Source organism: Christiangramia sp. OXR-203, assembly GCF_034372165.1.
GTDB lineage: Bacteria > Bacteroidota > Bacteroidia > Flavobacteriales > Flavobacteriaceae > Christiangramia.
The window spans coordinates 377,827-393,067 of sequence record NZ_CP139698.1 but is presented as its reverse complement, the minus strand read 5'-3'; the positions used below and the strand labels follow the sequence as shown (position 1 = coordinate 393,067).

Here is a 15,241-nt window from a genome sequence, read left to right as displayed (position 1 = left end):
TCTATTTTGCTAATAATATTTTCCAGGCTTTCATCGGCTCATCCTGTTCAAGATACCGCTGTGCCTGTTTATGAATTTTCTCCTGATCCTTGTTTTCAACTAATTCAGCCACTCCAGCTTCGTGTTTCTTAAAATCCTGAATTTCGGCTTCATCTGGCAAGGATTCTACATTTCCAAGTTTCCCAAGATCATTACCAGTTAGAACTTTACTGTTTCTAATCTCTTCTGGCATTGCATCTACCCCAATTCCTAAAGTGGAAAGCGGCTTAGGAACTTCGAACATCCCTGTTCTGGCTCTTGAATACCAATTGCCACCCATACGGGCTACCTGGTCTATTTTATATTGATCGATATAACCGTTTTCATCCAGAACTTCTTCCTTTACATGGATCTTGACCACGTGACAGATCACAAGATTTCCAGCTCCACCTTCAGTTCCGGTTTCAATGATATCAACGATCTTGCATTCCATTTGAACCGGAGATTCTGCCACACGAAATGGCTTCACCAGATCAGATTTCAGCATTGTAAGCCCGGCTTTCTCGAACTCATTTACACCTTCTTCATACTCAGTACTTGAAAGCGACATTTGCTGAACAATGTCGTAATTTACAACATTGATCACCACCTCATCTACTTTTTTTGCATTCTCAAAAGTATGCTTGGTGGTATTGTCCCGTCCTCTTCTGGCAGGAGAAAATATAAGAACCGGAGGATTCGCCCCAAAAACATTGAAAAAACTAAAAGGAGATAAATTAGGTTTCCCCTCCTCGTCAATGGTACTTGCAAAAGCAATAGGTCTTGGTCCAATAGACCCAAGTAAATACTGATGTAATTTACCTGTACCTATATCTTTTGGCTCTATACTGAACATATACTTTATTTTCGCCAAAGATAAAGAAATGTAGAGGGAATGAAAAGCCAAAGCATTACAATAAAAATCATTTTAAAACGCTTATATTTATTCTATAAAGCCGTAGTAATACATGAATCTACCCGACGAACGCAGCTTCAATCGCTGGTTTATCATTCTTTCCTGTCTTGTGGTTACCGCGTTGGTCCTTTGGAACACCAGTATCTTTTTTCAACGGCTTAAGGAAGACGAAAGAGCTAAAATGAATATCTGGGCGCAGGCGCAGGAAGAACTAAGTGCAGCTCCCGAAGATGCTGATCTTAGCCTGATCCTTGAGATCCTGAATAACAACACTACGATTCCCATCATCCATACCAATGAAGATGGAGCGATCGCCTACACGACGAATATTGATCCTGTGATCCTGGAAGATCGCGAAAGATTAGAAGAATATCTAATTGAGCTTAAAGAGGAAAACGAACCAATTGCAGTAGATCTTGGAGAAGGGCAGGTCCAGAATTTATACTACGGAAATTCACCCGCACTTAATAAACTCAAATACTACCCTATTGGTCTTACTCTTATAGGCTTTCTGTTTATTGGGGTCGTTTACTTCTTTTATACAACTACAAAGAATAGTGAACAGAACAAGTTGTGGGCGGGTATGGCCAAGGAGACTGCCCATCAAATCGGGACTCCGCTGAGCTCCTTAATCGGGTGGACGGAAATTTTAAAATCTGAAGATGTGGATCCTTCTTATATCAAGGAGATGGAAAAGGATATCGACCGCTTACAGACCATTACTGAAAGATTTTCGAAAATTGGATCAGCACCAAATCTGAAGGAGATAAATATTGTAGAAGCTACCCGGGAAAGTTTTGACTATTTGAAATTGAGAAGTTCCAATCTAATTGATTTCAGCATTCAGACTCCAAGGCAACCAATCTGGGTTATGCTTAATGAACAACTCTATAGCTGGACCATAGAAAACCTGGTTAAGAATGCAATAGATGCCATGCGTGGAAAAGGAGAGCTTTTGATCGAGATCAAGCAGGATATGAAGCAGGCACATATCTACATTACAGATACAGGAAAAGGCATCGACAAGAACAAATTTAAAGTGATCTTCGAGCCCGGACAAACCACCAAAAAACGTGGTTGGGGACTTGGTCTTTCTTTAGCCAGAAGAATTATAGAGGAATATCACCAGGGTAAGATCAAGGTTGCTAAAAGTGAGATTGGAAAAGGCACGACCTTCCAGATAAGTCTTAAAAAGATCTAATACTGGCTTATCTTTTTCCTTAACCAATCTGGAACCGGGAAAGTGCAGTTCTTATCAAAATCATAGCAGACTACTGTATCCAGTCCTTCGGCACAGATCTGATTCTCATTGTTCACTATCAAGTGTCTTATGGAGAAGCTACTATTTCCTACCTTATCCAACCTGGTCAAAATTCGTGCAATTCCCGGATAGTGTAAAGGCCGCTTGAAATCACAATTCGTAGACACCAGCATGGTTCCCTTATTTGTTTTCTGATAGAACTCGTGGATACCGGTTGCTTCCCAGAAATTGACTCTACCACTTTGCATAAAGCGCATGAACGTGATATTATTCACATGCTGATACATATCCAGATCGCTCCAGTCTATCCTGAGTTCCAGGCTCAGTTTATAATCTGCGATTTCTTTCACAACTCTACGTTCGCATGAATTTTTTCTGCAAGTTCCTGAAATTCCTCTTCAGTCATTTTCACTTTGTTGGAGAAGTTCATTTCATCCATAGTATTTAAAGGAATAAGATGTACATGGGTATGTGGCACTTCTAGTCCAATAACGGCCATTCCCACTCTTTTGCAGGGAACGGTCTTCTCAAGTGCAAGAGCAACACTTCTGGAGAAACGCATTAATTCCTGGTAGATCTCTTCCTCAAGGTCCCAGATCTTATCCACTTCCTTTTTCGGAATGCAGAGCGTGTGACCTTTCCCGTTTGGATTCACATCGAGGAATGCAAGAAACTGACTGTTCTCTGCTACTTTATAAGCTGGTACTTCTCCTCTAACGATTTTTGTAAATAAGGTTGACATAATTTAGTATGGTTGGTTTGCCTTAAAATTAAAAAATCCTTTTCTCAAATCTTAAAAATAAGATGAAAGAAAAGGATCATATTTTAACTGTAATGAACTGTTACTCTCTCCAGATCTCGATCACATCAAAGGTAACTGTACCGTTGGGCACCTGAATTTCAGCAGTATCGCCTACTTTTTTTCCAAGTAAACCTTTACCAATTGGAGAATCTACAGAGATCTTTCCAGATTTTAAATCGGCTTCGCTTTGTGCAACCAGCTTATAAGTCATCTCTGCTCCGTTGGTCTGGTTTTTAATTTTTACATGCGAGTGCACTAGCACTTTGGAAGTATCCAGTTGAGATTCATCGATCACTCGTGCGTTAGCCATAACTTCTTCCAGTTTGGAAATTTTCAATTCCAGTAATCCTTGGGCTTCCTTGGCAGCATCATATTCAGCGTTTTCACTAAGATCTCCCTTATCTCTCGCTTCACCAATAGCATTTGACGCTTTTGGTCTCTCAACATCTTTCAATTGGTTGAGCTCATCTCTAAGTTTTTTCAACCCTTCAGGGGTGTAATAAGATACTTTACTCATAACTTTATCGTTTTAAAATTCCGCGGAAATAACCCAGGGTTAGATTGCGGAATTAATAGCTTAATGATCTGGTAATTTTTATGGTTCCACGACGTGGAAAAGCCCGGATCTACAAATTTTTAGTGCTCCGGGTTCAAACTATTGCATTATTAATTAAAAAAATCCCATGAATTACGGGATTTCTTTGAACAAATGTAAGAAATTTAATCTTTTGGAGCAATTATATTATTTTCGACTGAATTCAATTTATATGAAGAAACTACTTAGTCTATTTCCAATTTATGTACTACTTACAGCCTGTTCCGGGTCTGATGATTCGTTTAACAACAACCCAAATCTCGCAGATCTAAATTTCAGGTTTCAGGTAAATTTATCTTTACCTGAATACAACGATCTTCAGTTTCCAGGAAACGCTTACGCGACCTACAATTATGGAGTAAAAGGTGTTGTTATTTACAATATTAACAATGATCAATTTGTAGCTTTTGAACTAAGTGATCCAAACCACCCGCCAAGATCCTGTTCTGCAATGACACTGAATGGTGTGATCGCAAACTGTAATTGTGATGATAATTCTTATAATGTGATCACAGGACAACTTTCAGAAGGAGAAGGTGAATACGGTATGAAACCATATAGAGTTGAGCGGTCTGGCAACGTACTGCAGATCTTCAACTAAAAAAAAGCCTTCTCTTCAAACCCCTACAATTTGAAAAGAAGGCTGCTAAAAATGCATTAAAATTGGTTTAAAACTTCAATGTAAGTCCAAGTAAGAAGTTTGTTGTTGCCTGTGGATAATATCCAGCTCCATCAAAGGTTTGCACTCCAGATGGATTAGTATCGCTGGAAATATCATAGGTATAATAATACCCGTTAGACACGTATTCTTCTCCAAATATATTATTTACCAGCCCTGTAAGTACGATCTCACGAAACATCCAGGCTTTTTCCCAGGTATACTGCACATTAAAATCGTTCACGAAATAGCTGTCCAGTTTAGAATTTTCTGCTTCTACATTACTCATAAACTGCTCCCCAACATATTTAGAGAGAAATTTAAGTTCGAGCCCGTTCACCGGTGAGTAATCCAGCATGTTCGCAGCGACTATCTCAGGTGAATATGAAATATCTGTATCTCCATAGGCTACCAGTTCTCCATCGAACGGGGAAACAAAGTCCACATTTTTATTTCGGCTTAAGGCAACATTTGGTCGAATATTAAAGTTGTCAGTCACTCTAACTGTTGCATCTACCTCTAATCCAAGTCGGTAGGAATTTCCACTATTCTGGCGAATAAACGCCCCAACATCATCAAGCCCACCGGTAAGCACGAGCTGGTTTTGATAATCCATATAATAAAGGTTTGTGTTCAAAACGAAATTGGTGCTTTGATGTCTCCATCCAAGTTCAAAATCATTCAATTCTTCAGGTTCCGGATCTCCATTTTCGTAATCACCACGACTTGGCTCACGATGAGCACGTGCATAGGATAGGTAGAACTGGTCACCTTCATTCAATTGATAGGTTAACCCAGCCTTCGGATTAAAGAAACTAAAGTTATCATCGTTTAAAAATCGAGTCTGGTCATCCAGAAGTCCGTCGGTTTCATAGTTCACCGTTCTTAACTGAAGATCTAAATAACCTCCAAGTTTTTCAGTAATCGCAAAGTTTGCTTTTCCGTAGATATTGAAGTCGGTTTTATCTGCCTGATTGAAATAGTATGGTTCGTAAGGGTCACTATTTCTAGCAAATCTGGTATAGATTACCTCGCCATAATGATCACCTTCATATTTGTTCCATCCTCCACCAAGCGTAAGATCCCAGTTTGTATTTTCATAGTTCACGCTAAAAACAGTTCCGTAGAAATGATTATCCAGCCATTTGGTCCCTACAAGATCTGAAGATGCAATTTCCTCTCCGTTAGACATGAATAAGGGAAGTCCGAATTCCTGAAGATCTGCATCTTCTTCATATTCCTCGTAATATCCACGACCATAGGTATAGTGAAGTGCAAGATTTGTAGACCAGTTAGACCCAAAATCCTGGTTCCATAGTAACTGGTAATGATCCTGTTTATAATTATCTGTCTGCCCGTCATAGAATTTCGTGTTTCCATCTTCATCGGTATAGATTCCTGCTGGATTAAATGTGCGGTCATTTTCAAGTGTTTCAGCATCGATACCATACCAGGCCTGGTATGTTCTTTCGCTACCACCAAAAGTAAGTGCTTTAATAAGTGTATTATCATCTACGAAAGATCCCTGTAGAAAGTACGATTTTAAATCACTACTTGCCCGGTCTATATAACCATCACTTCTAATTTTTGAAGCACGTCCAGTAAAACTGAAATGATCATTAATAAGACCAGTGCTAAATTTTACGGTATGTTTAAAAGTATTGTAAGAACCAATACTGTTCGCGATCTCTCCCTGAGGTTCTTCTTTGTAAGCATCTGTAAGGATGTTAAGACTCGCCCCAAAGGCACCTGCTCCATTGGTTGATGTTCCCACACCACGCTGTAGCTGTAAATTTTCTACGGAAGAAGCAAAATCTCCCAGGTTCACCCAAAAAGTTCCCTGACTTTCAGAATCATTATAAGGCACACCGTTGATGGTTACATTCACCCTTGTTGCATCACTACCACGAACACGAATTCCCGTGTATCCAACACCGTTCCCGGCATCGGTTGTGGTAACCACATTGGGCATATAGCTCATAAGTACCGGGATATCCTGTCCAAGATTCCTGTCGGCAATTTCTTCGTTACTTAAATTGCTATAGGTAATTGGAGATTCATCGGTCACCCTCACAGAAGATAAAAATACTTCATCCAGAGATTCCTGCGCTCCGGCAAGATCAATATTTAAAGTCGTGTCTTCGGTTAGATTTACAGTTCTACTTCTTTGATTTCCGAAGGAAAAGATAACCGTATAATTTCCTTCTGAAAGTTCAAGTTCGTAGTAACCTTTTTCGTTGGTCAAAGTTCCAGAGCCTGTACTTTGTAGATAAACTGAAGCTCCATCGATAGGATTTCCATTTTCAGTTACGATACCACTGATTTTGTAATCCTGTGCATAGGCCTGAACAGAAATTGCCAGCAGCGCCACAAAAGATAATAAATGTTTCATTCGCAAAATTTTCTACGAATAAAAGGGGCAATTATTCTTTCCTGATTTAGTTATAAAATAAAAAATCCTGAGATTACCAATATGGCAATAACAGGAGTACATACACCGCACTTTCGTGCGTATCCCTTGGCAGCATTACCTGCCCAGGTTCATTGGGTATGATCTCAGCCCGTGAAGGCACCCCTTATGAGATTATGCCGCAAATGTAATATGCTTTTTTAGAAATGCAATACATTTGAGGAAAATTGGGAATAAAGATTTTTAAGCACACAGGAATTTTATGCTAAATACGAAACGCTCTTTAACAGTAAAGGTTGTTGCAGGATATGTGATTGTTTCCATTCTCGCCGGGCTTGCTGTCTGGTATATTTATAACCAGGTGCTCACCTATTCTGAAATTGCCCAGACGAATACTGAAAATACACAGCAGCTCATTTTGGTATCTGAGATTTCCACCAACCTGAATGAATCTGAAAATACAAGCCGGCGTTTGATACAAACCGGGAATGAGGAAGAGCTACAACTTTACAACTCTCAAATTGATAGTATAAAATTCAAGATCAACGAACTGGAGACAAGTTACACTCAACTTGATTTTGAAGACGAAGCAGATAGTATTTACCAACTTCTGGAACAAAAGACAGAAAACCTGAAGGAGCTGGTTGCTTTGCGAGATACCGACAGGAATACCAATTATTACCGGAAAGCTCTTGGGGAACTTCGGAATATCGACCAGTCTTTCAAGGATTATAATTACGAGAACAGATTCAGGAATTTAAAATCTTATCAAAAGGATGTACTGGTAAAGTGGCTGGAATATTCGAGAGAAGATAATGCCGAAAATATTACTACTCAGCGTCTGGATTCGCTGGTCAAATCTGTCAAGAGAGTATTAACCGACCTTGAATTTGCTAACCGACAGTTTCAAAATGAGGTGGTTCAGAAGGAAAATGAGTTACTCAATAATGATATGATCCTGAATCAGCAATTACAGGGTTTGCTATCTAATTTAGAGAAAAGCGAACGAAAAAATTCATTGGAACGAGCAGAGACTTTTCAGAATATGCTGGACAAAACTTCCACGATCATTCTAATTGGGAGCTGTATTATTATCCTGATCATCCTTTATTTTATCATTAATATTATTGGTGATATTACCAGAAGTCAGCGATACAGGGTGCAACTGGAAGAGGCCAAGAATTTTGCAGAATCACTACTGGCCAGTAGAGAGCAGTTCATGGCTGCGATCACTCATGATCTTCGAAGCCCATTGACAACCGTCATGGGATATACAGATCTTATACAGAAAACCGATCTTGATGAAAAGCAAGCATATTATTTAAAGCAGATCAAAAAATCTTCAGAATTTATCCTGAGACTGGTCAATGATTTGCTGGATCTCTCCAAACTCGAAGCGGGAAAAATGCTGATAGAAAAACTAGCTTTCCACCCCGGCAAATTGATCGAGGATACTGTAAATAATATTATTCCTGCGGAAAGGACCAAAAATGTAAGTATTAAAATAGTTGTTGCTCCTGAAGCAAAAATGCAGCTGGTAAGTGATCCTTTCAGAATTAAACAGATCCTGGCGAACCTGATCTCAAATGCCTGGAAATTTACTGAAGAAGGAAGCATTGTCATCTCTGCAAATCTCGTAAAACCGAAGAAGAACAGAGAAATTCTTGAATTAAGAGTCAAAGATTCCGGGATCGGGATCTCAAAAGAAAAACAGGATAGTATTTTCGAGGAATTCTCCCAGGAAGATAATAGTATTGAGAAGAAATTTGGCGGTACCGGTCTTGGACTTGCCATCACGAAAAGACTGGCGCATTTATTAGAAGGTGACATCAGAGTGGAAAGTGAACCCGGGATGGGAAGTGAATTTATCATTGAAATTCCAGTCGAGAAATATCAGCCTTCAGGTAAAAAGTTGAAGAAATCTTCAGAAAAGAAAATCGAGAAGAATTATGCTGCTTCAGGACTAAAAGCGCTGGTAGTAGATGACGAACCTGGACAATTATCCCTTACCGTAGAACTATCCAGATCTATGGGTTTCGAAATTGATACTGCTGCAAATGGTAAGATCGCGCTGGAAAAGATTAATGGGAAAGAATATGATCTTATTCTCACCGATATTCAAATGCCAGTGCTGGATGGTTTTGAACTAATTAAGACTATTCGCGGCACCGATGAGATCATGCATCTACCCGTAATCGCTTTATCGGGTCGTACAGATCTTGAGAAACAAGTCTATATGGATGCCGGTTTCGATGAAAAGTTACTGAAACCATATAAATCTGCAACTTTAAAAGAAACCATTGCTGAAGTGCTGGATCTGGAACATAAAGAACCAATTTCCAGTAATGTGCAGGGAGAATCTACAGAGCTACAAACAGTACTTTACGATCTTTCTGAAATTTATGAATTTGCTGGTAAAGATGATGATGCCTTTAAAGAAATACTTCGCGCCTTTATCGAGGGAACAAAAGAAAGTATGGAACAGTTGAAATCGGCATGGGAAAGTCAGAACGAGGATGAATTAGGCAAAACTGCTCATAAAATGTTACCCATGCTTAGACAAATGCAGGCACATACCATAACGCCGGATCTACTAAAGTTAGAAGAAAGAAAAACTGTAGATGAGACTAAATTCGTGAATCTTCAGGAAAATCTTGAAAAGCTAATAAAAGATATCGAGGCGCAAATTATAGTTTGATACCGTACTGCTTCAGCTTATTATAAAGCGTCTTTCTATCTATAGAAAGCATTCTGGCGGCTTTGCTTTTATTACCATCGGTTTTCTCAAGAGCATCAAGAATTAGTTGTTCTTCATTCTTATTCTTGAACAGACCGTAATCATTTTCCGTAGAACGACTGGAAGTCGCGATCTCATGAGGTAAAACTTTTAGCGGAATTAGATCTTCCTGGGTGAGCAATACTGCTCTTTTTACCATGTTCCGAAGTTCACGAAGGTTACCAGGCCAGTTATAGTTCTTAAAAGCATCTATTGCTTTATCTGTAAAGCCAAGCACATTTTTCTCCAGGTCCTTATTCGCCTCATCAAGAAAATGGTTCGCAAAAAGCATCAAATCTTCTTTACGCTCACGAAGAGCCGGAATCTTTATTGAAAATTCATTTAGCCTATGGTAAAGATCTTCACGGAAATCACCTTCTTTTACTGCATTCGAGAGATCTTCATTGGTTGCTGTTACCACGCGAATATCTACTTCTATTTCATTATTACTTCCAACAGGCTTCACACGTCTTTCCTGAAGCGCACGTAATAACTGTACCTGAAGTTCATAACTAAGATTTCCAATTTCATCAAGAAACAATGTTCCGCCGTTAGCGGCTTCAAAGTGACCGGTTTTATCGTTTATCGCGCCAGTAAAGGAACCTTTAATATGACCAAAGAATTCACTGGAAGCTATCTCTTTTGGGATCGCTCCACAATCTACGGCGATAAAAGGCGCATCACGTCTTTTACTTTCCAGATGGATGCTCTTTGCCACCTGCTCTTTTCCCGTACCACTTTCACCGGTGATCAAAACCGACATATTTGTTGGGGATACCAGTTCCACATAATCTGCAAGTCTTCGGGAAGGTTCACTAACGCCTTCTACAAGATCAAGTCTTTGTGTTGTTGAACTGGATTTGCTGGCTTTCTTTGCGGGTTTCGCGGCAACTTCTTTTGGTGCTACCACCTTAGTACGCAAGGCGTTTTCTATGGTTTGTAATATAGATTCAGGTCGAAATGGCTTGGATACATAATCGAATGCACCTTCTTTCATTGCATTTACAGCCATACTGATTTCAGCATAACTTGTCATTACGATCACCTGAGTAGCGATGTCCTTAGCTTTAACCCTTTTCAGGATCTCAAGGCCATCATGATCTGGTAGACGAACATCTGTAAGCACAAGTTCAAAGTTGCTTTTTTCAATCTTATTGAATGCTTCAGCTGCAGAAAATACCAGCTCGACTTTATACTCCCTTTTCTCTAAAAAGGTTTTGAGCATAGTACCGAAGGCAACATCGTCTTCAACGACCAGAACTTTAGACATAGAATAGCTTTAGTGAGCTGCAAAGGTAAGAATCTTTAACTCATATGGTTTTAAAAGAAAGCATAAAAAAAGAGGCTTCGAAAAAGCCTCCTTAGGTAGCCTGCAAAATTTAAATTTTGCAAGTAACTGGTTTCCATTTGATCAGATCTGCGTCATGAACTTTAAAATTTATAGAAATGGATCTGGTGTTAGTTGTTATGGTTGTTGCAGCTGGGCTGCTACCATTTCTATAAATTTCAAGTTTTCAAACTTCATATAAGATCCAATATGCCTTGAGTTGGGTTCTCATTGATCAGACAAGTTCTATTTTTCAGTTTCATCTTCTTTAAGCCAGTTTCCATCAGAATCTATAAAAACTTGCTCTTGCTCACCTTTTACATCCAGATTCAGTTTGTAAACCTTAGTTTCATCCTCTTTGGTCATTACCCATGCTTCACTAGCTACTGCACCATTATAGTTGGTCAATACAGCATCTTTGATATTCTGTGGTAATGAGATCACATCGATAGATTCAAATTCCGTAGTTTCCTGTTCCATTTCCACTTCGGTCTCCACTTCTATCTCTTCATCCTGTGCGTGTAGATTTCCTGTAGTTAAAAATAAAGCTGCAATGGTTGCTGTACTTAAAATAAACTTTTTCATAATGATTGTTTTGTGGTTATGTAAAGAATAGAGTCAAAATCATACCAAATTGAATCAATTCTACGGAAGGAACTAATAACCAATAGATTCGATGCTTTACTTAATTTTATTTCACACTTAATTATGTAGATATTCTGTGATTTTTAGGAAATGAGTGTAGAAAATCAGAGTCATTTTTTAGAGGTACTTAAATACAGAAAGGGCTCCCGAGGGAGCCCTTTCAATCCGAAAATCTAAATTATAAAACAAAATAAATTAAGTGTAACTCATTTTGTTCCCAATACTAACCTATCTACTTAATAGTAATAATTATACCAAAACTTCAAAACTCCCTTCAGCTCCTTTAAAACCCACCATACCAGTGACATAAAAGATTAATAGACAAATTTAAATTCAATGCCAATTCAAGAAATTACGTGGAATCTACAGAAAAACTGAGGATTTAATACCCACATTCACTTCAAAGGATCTTTTCTATTTGCCTTGATCTCTGATCTTTTCTTTTTAGAGTGCAATCTTTTCAGTTTTGACGCCCGGGTTGGTTTTGTCTTCTTTCGAGGTTTCTGTCTTTTAAGTGCCGATTTTATCAATTCCAGAAAATTGTGAATGACGATCTCGCGATTGGAATGCTGACTCCGGGAATCTTCACTCGACATCTTCAAAAATCCCTCGCGGTTGATCCTGTTTTCAAGCTTCCTTCGGATTCTGCCTTTTTCTGCTTCTGAAAGTCCTATGGAATTCTCAACATGAAAACTAAGTTCCACTTTTGTAGATGTCTTATTAGCATGTTGCCCACCAGGACCAGAACTTCTTACAGCTTTAAATTCAAGCTCTGTTTCAATTTGATGTTGATCCATTAAGCTGGTTGATGAGAATCCTTTAGCAGGTCTGAAACGGTTTTCACAGGATTAAAGGTTTCCACAGGAACTTCTACAAAGATCGTATTCCAGCGTGCCATTCCACCATTCCATAAACCAGGTCTCTCTAAAGCTTTCAACTCCTTACCATCTTTTGTTTTATCTGCAATAAAACTCATGTCTTCATCTACATACTCATTAAGATCATAAGCTTCACCCTTGTGGTCTTTGAGTCCGCAAACAATATCCACCGGATTAAAATGTGTAGCTTCACGAGCTGTTTTAGCCTGTTCGGGATTGTCATTATCGATCTGTGCTCCTTCAATTATTTGTAGAGATGTATTCCCGTCGCTATCTTTCACAAGGAAAGGACCTCCGCCTGGTTCACCTTCATTCTTAACCATCCCGCAAACCCGCAATGGTCTACGAAGTTTGTGTTTCAGGTTTTCCACGAACATATCGCCGTCACTACCAGATTTTACGAATAATTCATCATTCAGAAATGTCTGGATCTCATCCAGTTTTTCATGAGATACATTTCCTTTGTCCAGGGTTTCAAGGTACTCATATACTTTAGTCTGAACCTTCAACAGTTTTCCTCCCAGTAATTTCTTATGGTCGGCCACCTGTTGTACTTTATCTTCAGTAACCACATTATCGATATTCTTTACAAATACGATATCTGCATCTAACTGATTCATATTTTCGATGAGCGCGCCATGTCCTCCGGGTCTAAAGAATAAGGTATCCTCCTTAGTTCTAAATGGCTCAAATTCGCCAGTGACCGCAATAGTATCTGTTTTTGGATCCTGGTAAGAATAATGGATCTCGAATTTAACCCCTGTAGCCTTCTCTACACGTTCTCCAACATCATTCCATTCAGCTTCAAACTTCTCGCGATCTCCTTCAGCTACCGTAAAATGAAGTCTGGCAACTCCATCTACAGCAATATATTTTGCGGCTTCGAATAAATGTTCTTCAAAAGCCGTGGAAATATGAGTGTCGTATTTATGAAATGGAACCAGGCCTTTTGGTAAATCACTGAGATAGAGCCCATCTGAATCGAGAATCGTGTGTACCAGGATGGAATGCTGATGATCGTGGGAAAGATTCTCATAGTCTGGATGGTTCTTTTTCGCTTTGTTCACCGCATGATTATAGAAAGGCAATTTATCTACATGATTAAAGAATCTTTGAAGATCTGCATCACCTTTTTTATCAAGATATTCTCTTAACTCATCATTTTCTGGATCGAACTCTTCGGAAAAGTTATGCAAAGCCTTGAACATTCTGGAAGCTGCACCAGATGCCGGCACGAACTTAAGAATACTGTATTTAGATTTTTCTGAATTGTAAAAATCTATCAATTCATGTTTTTCAGCAGCTTCAATCCTGCTAATTCCTTTTCCTACCGTAGCAGCTTCGGTAATATTTACTTTCAGGTTGCCTCGTTTGAAAATGGCGATCTGGTCTTCTACTTCATCTTTACTTATACCTTTTTCCTTGATTTGAAGGATATCTTTTTCGCTAAAATTCACTGGTTATGAGTTTTTAATAGTTGGTCAATTTTTTTAACTGCGGAATTTAATCGGGTTTCCCGATCACCTTTCAGAATCATATAAGGTTTTTGATATTCATCGAGCGTTTGCTGAAATCTCTGAAACATTCCCTCACGGTCGTGAGGTTTATCCCTTAGATCATCTGGCGTCCACGGAACATCAATATACGTTAAAAAATAGAGAGCGTATTCGTTGTTTAACGCATGTTTAAGAAGTTGTGGGTCGACGAAATTATCATAGTAAGCTTCAGAATAGACCTTTATCTCCAGCAGATCGGTATCACATATTAAAAGCCTGTCTGCCTGTCTGGACTTCTCATTTTCCAATTGCATCTGTCCTCTTGCGATAGGTAAGATATCCTGAGGCTCGCAAATTCTTTGTTGGAGATCCCATACTTTCTGAAGGTATTTCCGCATAAATTCCGGCACCAGGGGTTCAGAATAGTATTTGGAAAGATCTTCTGACAGCGTTGTTTTCCCGGTAGATTCAGGGCCGAACAAGACTATTTTCAGGCAGGACGAAGGTCGTTGCGCAAGTTTTTCTTCCATGCTAGATAACCGTAAATGGCAATTATGGTAAATAAAAGATATTGTAAGCTGGTTAAAGTTAGGCCTTTATAAAAATATAGCGGCACAGAAATTATATCCCCAATGATCCAGTAGATCCAGTTTTCAATCTTCTTACGGGCCATAAGCCACATTCCCACAAAGAATATCGCTGTAGTGACCGTGTCTATATAAGCGGTCCAGTTATTCCATTTATCGAACCATTCATAAATACCAAATACAAAGAGCAGTGTTCCTGTGAAAATTACTACCGAAAGTATTTTTTCTTTTCTGGTGGTAGAAGTAATTGGCGTAAAGTGTTCATCATCTACTTTCCTCGTCCATACATACCAGCCATAGATGCTCATGGAAAAGTAATAGGCATTGATCATCATATCCCCAAGCAATTCCCATTGCCACAGCAAGTACACAAAGATCATCGTGCTTATAATACCAGTTGGATAAACGAGGATATTATTTTGCTTGGAATACCAGACGGAAAGAAAACCGAAAATCACAGCAATGATCTCCAGAATTATAAAAAGCGTAGGATATTCTGAATACTGACTAAACAGGTAATCAAAAATCGGCTGCATAGTCGGAGCGATCAGATTTTACAATTTTCACGTACATAAGTCCGCGGTCTATCGCTTCAAAGGCATTTTTGATCTCTTTATTGAGCAGACCCATAACCTCATCATAATCACCGTAAACCTGAGTACTTAGAAGGTTTTCCTTTACGGTGAGTCCGGAATCACGCATTTTTTTTATAAAATTAATGATCGCCGGTTCGTAATCATCCTGAATTGGGGTTAGCGTAAGTTCTACTGAAATGTTCATAATAGCGGTTTGTATTCCAAAGTTAGCTATTATCAAAAGCTTTGAAGGAAGCCTTAAACTTTTTTTCTAATTTTCATGAAAATTAAAGAGTT

15 protein-coding genes and 1 riboswitch are annotated in these 15,241 nt (G+C 38.9%); of the genes, 3 read left to right on the top strand and 12 right to left on the bottom strand.

Features of this window, described 5'->3' with window-relative positions; all coding sequences use genetic code 11:
* Position 1: 1 nt before the first annotated feature.
* Complete coding sequence (locus T8I65_RS01840) at positions 2-874, bottom strand: flavin reductase family protein (protein ID WP_322301799.1); 873 nt, start codon at positions 872-874, stop codon at positions 2-4.
* Between the two features lie 112 nt (positions 875-986).
* Between T8I65_RS01840 and T8I65_RS01835 the strand changes: the two genes are divergently transcribed.
* Positions 987-2,135, top strand: a complete 1,149-nt coding sequence (locus tag T8I65_RS01835) for a HAMP domain-containing sensor histidine kinase (RefSeq protein ID WP_322301798.1) — start codon at positions 987-989, stop codon at positions 2,133-2,135.
* On the opposite strand, the gene T8I65_RS01830 is transcribed toward T8I65_RS01835, so the two are convergent.
* The 3 genes from T8I65_RS01830 to greA all read right to left on the bottom strand — a co-directional run bounded on the left by T8I65_RS01830 (position 2,132) and on the right by greA (position 3,514).
* Positions 2,132-2,545, bottom strand: a complete 414-nt coding sequence (locus tag T8I65_RS01830; protein ID WP_322301797.1) for a thioesterase family protein — start codon at positions 2,543-2,545, stop codon at positions 2,132-2,134. The genes T8I65_RS01835 and T8I65_RS01830 overlap by 4 nt on opposite strands.
* On the bottom strand, positions 2,542-2,937 hold the full coding sequence (locus tag T8I65_RS01825) for an HIT family protein (RefSeq protein WP_298526621.1): 396 nt from the start codon (positions 2,935-2,937) through the stop codon (positions 2,542-2,544). The genes T8I65_RS01830 and T8I65_RS01825 overlap by 4 nt, the downstream gene beginning before the upstream one ends.
* A 100-nt stretch (positions 2,938-3,037) precedes the next feature.
* Complete coding sequence (gene greA, locus T8I65_RS01820) at positions 3,038-3,514, bottom strand: transcription elongation factor GreA (RefSeq protein ID WP_141876630.1); 477 nt, start codon at positions 3,512-3,514, stop codon at positions 3,038-3,040.
* 250 nt (positions 3,515-3,764) lie between these two features.
* Between greA and T8I65_RS01815 the strand changes: the two genes are divergently transcribed.
* Entirely contained in the window at positions 3,765-4,193 is a 429-nt protein-coding gene (locus tag T8I65_RS01815; protein ID WP_322301796.1) for a hypothetical protein, read from the top strand.
* A 67-nt stretch (positions 4,194-4,260) separates the two neighbouring features.
* On the opposite strand, the gene T8I65_RS01810 is transcribed toward T8I65_RS01815, so the two are convergent.
* On the bottom strand, positions 4,261-6,642 hold the full coding sequence (locus tag T8I65_RS01810) for a TonB-dependent receptor (protein ID WP_322301795.1): 2,382 nt from the start codon (positions 6,640-6,642) through the stop codon (positions 4,261-4,263).
* A gap of 105 nt (positions 6,643-6,747) precedes the next feature.
* Positions 6,748-6,837, bottom strand: a riboswitch (TPP riboswitch).
* A gap of 85 nt (positions 6,838-6,922) precedes the next feature.
* Between T8I65_RS01810 and T8I65_RS01805 the strand changes: the two genes are divergently transcribed.
* Positions 6,923-9,358 (top strand): hybrid sensor histidine kinase/response regulator, encoded by a 2,436-nt coding sequence (locus T8I65_RS01805; RefSeq protein WP_322301794.1) that lies wholly within the window; start codon positions 6,923-6,925, stop codon positions 9,356-9,358.
* Here the strand turns inward: T8I65_RS01805 and T8I65_RS01800 are convergent.
* From T8I65_RS01800 to T8I65_RS01770, 7 genes are all read right to left on the bottom strand, one after another.
* Positions 9,348-10,706 carry a sigma-54 dependent transcriptional regulator gene (locus tag T8I65_RS01800; protein ID WP_322301793.1) on the bottom strand — a complete coding sequence of 453 codons (1,359 nt, stop codon included), beginning with the start codon at positions 10,704-10,706 and terminating at the stop codon, positions 9,348-9,350. The two genes, T8I65_RS01805 and T8I65_RS01800, sit on opposite strands and share 11 nt — an antisense overlap.
* Before the next feature lie 303 nt (positions 10,707-11,009).
* Entirely contained in the window at positions 11,010-11,348 is a 339-nt protein-coding gene (locus tag T8I65_RS01795; protein ID WP_322301792.1) for a hypothetical protein, read from the bottom strand.
* A 455-nt stretch (positions 11,349-11,803) separates the two neighbouring features.
* On the bottom strand, positions 11,804-12,205 hold the full coding sequence (gene arfB / locus T8I65_RS01790) for an alternative ribosome rescue aminoacyl-tRNA hydrolase ArfB (RefSeq protein ID WP_322301791.1): 402 nt from the start codon (positions 12,203-12,205) through the stop codon (positions 11,804-11,806).
* Positions 12,205-13,743 carry a DUF4301 family protein gene (locus tag T8I65_RS01785; RefSeq protein WP_322301790.1) on the bottom strand — a complete coding sequence of 513 codons (1,539 nt, stop codon included), beginning with the start codon at positions 13,741-13,743 and terminating at the stop codon, positions 12,205-12,207. Before T8I65_RS01785 ends, arfB begins: the two co-directional genes overlap by 1 nt.
* A complete protein-coding gene (locus T8I65_RS01780; RefSeq protein WP_322301789.1) occupies positions 13,740-14,312 on the bottom strand; it encodes an ATP-binding protein in 573 nt (190 codons plus the stop codon). Before T8I65_RS01780 ends, T8I65_RS01785 begins: the two co-directional genes overlap by 4 nt.
* Positions 14,273-14,905: a nicotinamide riboside transporter PnuC gene (gene pnuC, locus T8I65_RS01775; RefSeq protein WP_322301788.1), complete on the bottom strand. Its 633-nt coding sequence runs from the start codon at positions 14,903-14,905 to the stop codon at positions 14,273-14,275. Before pnuC ends, T8I65_RS01780 begins: the two co-directional genes overlap by 40 nt.
* Entirely contained in the window at positions 14,889-15,149 is a 261-nt protein-coding gene (locus T8I65_RS01770) for a YkoF family thiamine/hydroxymethylpyrimidine-binding protein (RefSeq protein WP_322301787.1), read from the bottom strand. Before T8I65_RS01770 ends, pnuC begins: the two co-directional genes overlap by 17 nt.
* Between the last annotated feature and the right edge of the window lie 92 nt (positions 15,150-15,241).

What these genes read in the sequence shown, in the direction of transcription:
- T8I65_RS01840 (WP_322301799.1), bottom strand. Translation starts at nt 874, where the DNA reads ATGTTCAGTATAGAGCCAAAAGATATAGGTACAGGTAAATTACATCAG.
- T8I65_RS01835 (WP_322301798.1), top strand. Translation starts at nt 987, where the DNA reads ATGAATCTACCCGACGAACGCAGCTTCAATCGCTGGTTTATCATTCTT.
- T8I65_RS01825 (WP_298526621.1), bottom strand. Translation starts at nt 2,937, where the DNA reads ATGTCAACCTTATTTACAAAAATCGTTAGAGGAGAAGTACCAGCTTAT.
- greA (WP_141876630.1), bottom strand. Translation starts at nt 3,514, where the DNA reads ATGAGTAAAGTATCTTATTACACCCCTGAAGGGTTGAAAAAACTTAGA.
- T8I65_RS01815 (WP_322301796.1), top strand. Translation starts at nt 3,765, where the DNA reads ATGAAGAAACTACTTAGTCTATTTCCAATTTATGTACTACTTACAGCC.
- T8I65_RS01810 (WP_322301795.1), bottom strand. Translation starts at nt 6,642, where the DNA reads ATGAAACATTTATTATCTTTTGTGGCGCTGCTGGCAATTTCTGTTCAG.
- T8I65_RS01805 (WP_322301794.1), top strand. Translation starts at nt 6,923, where the DNA reads ATGCTAAATACGAAACGCTCTTTAACAGTAAAGGTTGTTGCAGGATAT.
- T8I65_RS01800 (WP_322301793.1), bottom strand. Translation starts at nt 10,706, where the DNA reads ATGTCTAAAGTTCTGGTCGTTGAAGACGATGTTGCCTTCGGTACTATG.
- T8I65_RS01795 (WP_322301792.1), bottom strand. Translation starts at nt 11,348, where the DNA reads ATGAAAAAGTTTATTTTAAGTACAGCAACCATTGCAGCTTTATTTTTA.
- arfB (WP_322301791.1), bottom strand. Translation starts at nt 12,205, where the DNA reads ATGGATCAACATCAAATTGAAACAGAGCTTGAATTTAAAGCTGTAAGA.
- T8I65_RS01780 (WP_322301789.1), bottom strand. Translation starts at nt 14,312, where the DNA reads ATGGAAGAAAAACTTGCGCAACGACCTTCGTCCTGCCTGAAAATAGTC.
- pnuC (WP_322301788.1), bottom strand. Translation starts at nt 14,905, where the DNA reads ATGCAGCCGATTTTTGATTACCTGTTTAGTCAGTATTCAGAATATCCT.
- T8I65_RS01770 (WP_322301787.1), bottom strand. Translation starts at nt 15,149, where the DNA reads ATGAACATTTCAGTAGAACTTACGCTAACCCCAATTCAGGATGATTAC.